Annotated in this window: 3 protein-coding genes; 2 read left to right on the top strand and 1 reads right to left on the bottom strand. The window is 63.9% G+C overall.

The genetic code is table 11. The annotated features are described in order from the left end of the window. Both RMO81_RS12550 and queE read left to right on the top strand, forming a co-directional pair. Window positions 1–438 (top strand): 7-cyano-7-deazaguanine synthase (locus RMO81_RS12550; protein ID WP_310476231.1); only part of this gene is annotated, 438 nt, incomplete at its 5' end. Beyond that, entirely contained in the window at window positions 435–1067 is a 633-nt protein-coding gene (gene queE, locus RMO81_RS12545) for a 7-carboxy-7-deazaguanine synthase (RefSeq protein WP_310476230.1), read from the top strand. The genes RMO81_RS12550 and queE, both read left to right, overlap by 4 nt. 3 nt (window positions 1068–1070) lie before the next feature. Here the strand turns inward: queE and RMO81_RS12540 are convergent. Continuing rightward, on the bottom strand, window positions 1071–2291 hold a 1221-nt coding region (locus RMO81_RS12540), incomplete at its 5' end, for a DUF885 domain-containing protein (RefSeq protein ID WP_310476229.1).

Raw genomic sequence — 2291 nt, 5'->3', positions numbered from 1 at the left:
GATATCGACGTGCCCAAAGGCGGCGTGGAGCCGGGCATCCCGGTCACCTATGTGCCGGCGCGCAACACCATCTTCCTGTCGGTCGCGCTGGGTTGGGCCGAAGCCGCCGGCGCACGCGACCTGTTCATCGGCGTCAACGCGCTGGATTTCAGCGGTTATCCCGATTGCCGGCCAGAGTTCATTGCCGCGTTCGAAGCCATGGCCAACACCGCCACCAAGGCCGGTGTGGAGGGCGGGTCGTTCAAGATCCACACGCCGCTGATGCAGCTCGACAAGGCCGGCATCATCGCGGCTGCACAGGCCGTGAAAGCGCCGCTGCACCTGACCTGGTCCTGCTATGACCCAACGCCGGAAGGCCGGCCCTGCGGCCTGTGCGACAGCTGCCGCCTGCGGGCCAAGGGCTTTGCTGAAGCCGGCATCGCCGATCCTGCCCTATGAGCTACGCCGTCAAGGAACTCTTCCTCACCCTGCAAGGTGAAGGCGCCCAGACCGGCCGACGGGCCGTGTTCCTGCGCTTTGCCGGCTGCAATTTGTGGACCGGCCGCAAGCAAGACCGCGCCGCCGCCGTCTGCAGCTTCTGCGACACGGACTTCGTTGGCACCGATGGGCCGGGCGGCGGCAAATTCGCCGATGCCGAAGCGGTGGCCCATGCCGTTTCCACTTGCTGGGGCGAAACCGCCGCGCACCGGCTCGTCGTCTGCACCGGCGGCGAACCGTTATTGCAGTTGGATGCGCCGCTGGTCGAAGCGCTGCACGCCCGCGGTTTTGAAATCGCCATCGAAACCAACGGTACCCAAGTGCCGCCACCGGGCATCGACTGGATCTGCGTGTCGCCCAAGGCCGATGCGCCGCTGCTCCTCACCGCCGGCAACGAGCTGAAACTGGTTTATCCGCAGCCCAAGGCCATGCCGGAACGGTTCGAAGCGCTGCCGTTCCAGCATTTCTTTCTGCAGCCCATGGACGGCCCGGCCCAGGCCGAAAATATCCAGGCCGCCATCGCCTACTGCCTCGCCCACCCGCAATGGCGGCTGAGCCTGCAGACTCACAAGCTGACCGGGATTCCTTGAGCCTCAGCGCTTGGCGGCAAGTCGCACCCGCTCACTGCTCACCCACACGCGCATTTCGGCTTCCATCACCGCCAGCGGCACCGAGCCGAGGCCCAAGAGCGTGTCGTGGAAGCGGCGAATATCAAATCCGGCACCCAGCGTCGTCTCGGCTTCGGCGCGCAGCTTGCGGATGCTCATCTCACCCAATTTGTACGCCAGCGCCTGGCCGGGCCAGCTGATGTAACGATCGACCTCGATCTCGATGTCGTGACGGGCGAGCGCTGTATGCTCTTCCAGATAGGCGATGGCCTGATCACGGCTCCAGCCCATCAAATGCAGCCCGGTATCGACCACCAACCGGCTGGCGCGCCAGTTTTCAAAGCTGGCGCGGCCGAATTCCTCGTAAGGCGTGCGATACATGCCCAGTTCGCGGCCGAGATATTCGGTATAAAGCCCCCAGCCCTCGCCATAGCCGGAGAAATAGGTCTGGCGGCGGAACGGCGGTGCCGCTGGTGCTTCCAGCGCCATGGCGCCCTGATGGCTGTGGCCGGGCACACATTCGTGCAGGGTGAGCGCGGTGAGCATGAACAACGGCCGCGATTTCAGATCATAGGTGTTCATGTAACAGGCATCGAGCCCGCCGCGCCCAGAGGTGTAGGTGGGCGCAATCGCGTCCGGAACCGGCCGCAAGGTGAAGCGGAAGCGCGGCAGCGTGGTGAAAATGTCCTTCAGCTTCCCATCCATGCGCTTGATCACATAGGAGGAGAAGCCGAGAAGTTCGTCTGGCGTGCGCGCATAGAATTGCGGATCAGTGCGAAGAAAGACCAGAAACTCCTTGTATTCGCCTTTAAATCCCGATTGCACCATGGCGCTGCGCATATCGGCATCGATGCGCGCCACTTCTTGTCTGCCAATCTGGTGGATGGCTTCCGGCGTCAGATCAGTGGTGGTGAACTCCTTCACCTGATCGCGGTACCAAGCCACGCCGTCGGGCAAATCGCGCGCACCCGTGCTGGCGCGCAGGCCCGGCAGATATTCGGCGCGCAGGAAACCCAGCATCTTGGTCTGCGCCGGGTTGACGATGGTGTCGATCGCCTCGACTGCCTCAGCCCGCAACTGGTCCTGTTCGAATGCGGGTATCGATCCCGGCATCGCCGTGAACGGCGCGTAGAACGGGCTGTCCTTCCCCGTCTTGATCTGATTGGCCAGGGTCGCATCGCGGCCCTTCATGGTGATGGCCGGCGG

The sequence above is a fragment of the Sandarakinorhabdus sp. genome, assembly GCF_031422795.1.
Taxonomy (GTDB): domain Bacteria; phylum Pseudomonadota; class Alphaproteobacteria; order Sphingomonadales; family Sphingomonadaceae; genus Sandarakinorhabdus.
This window is presented reverse-complemented; position numbering and strand designations above follow the sequence as displayed.

Coding starts and splice junctions, on each gene's coding strand:
- queE (WP_310476230.1), top strand. CDS start 435: ATGAGCTACGCCGTCAAGGAACTCTTCCTCACCCTGCAAGGTGAAGGC.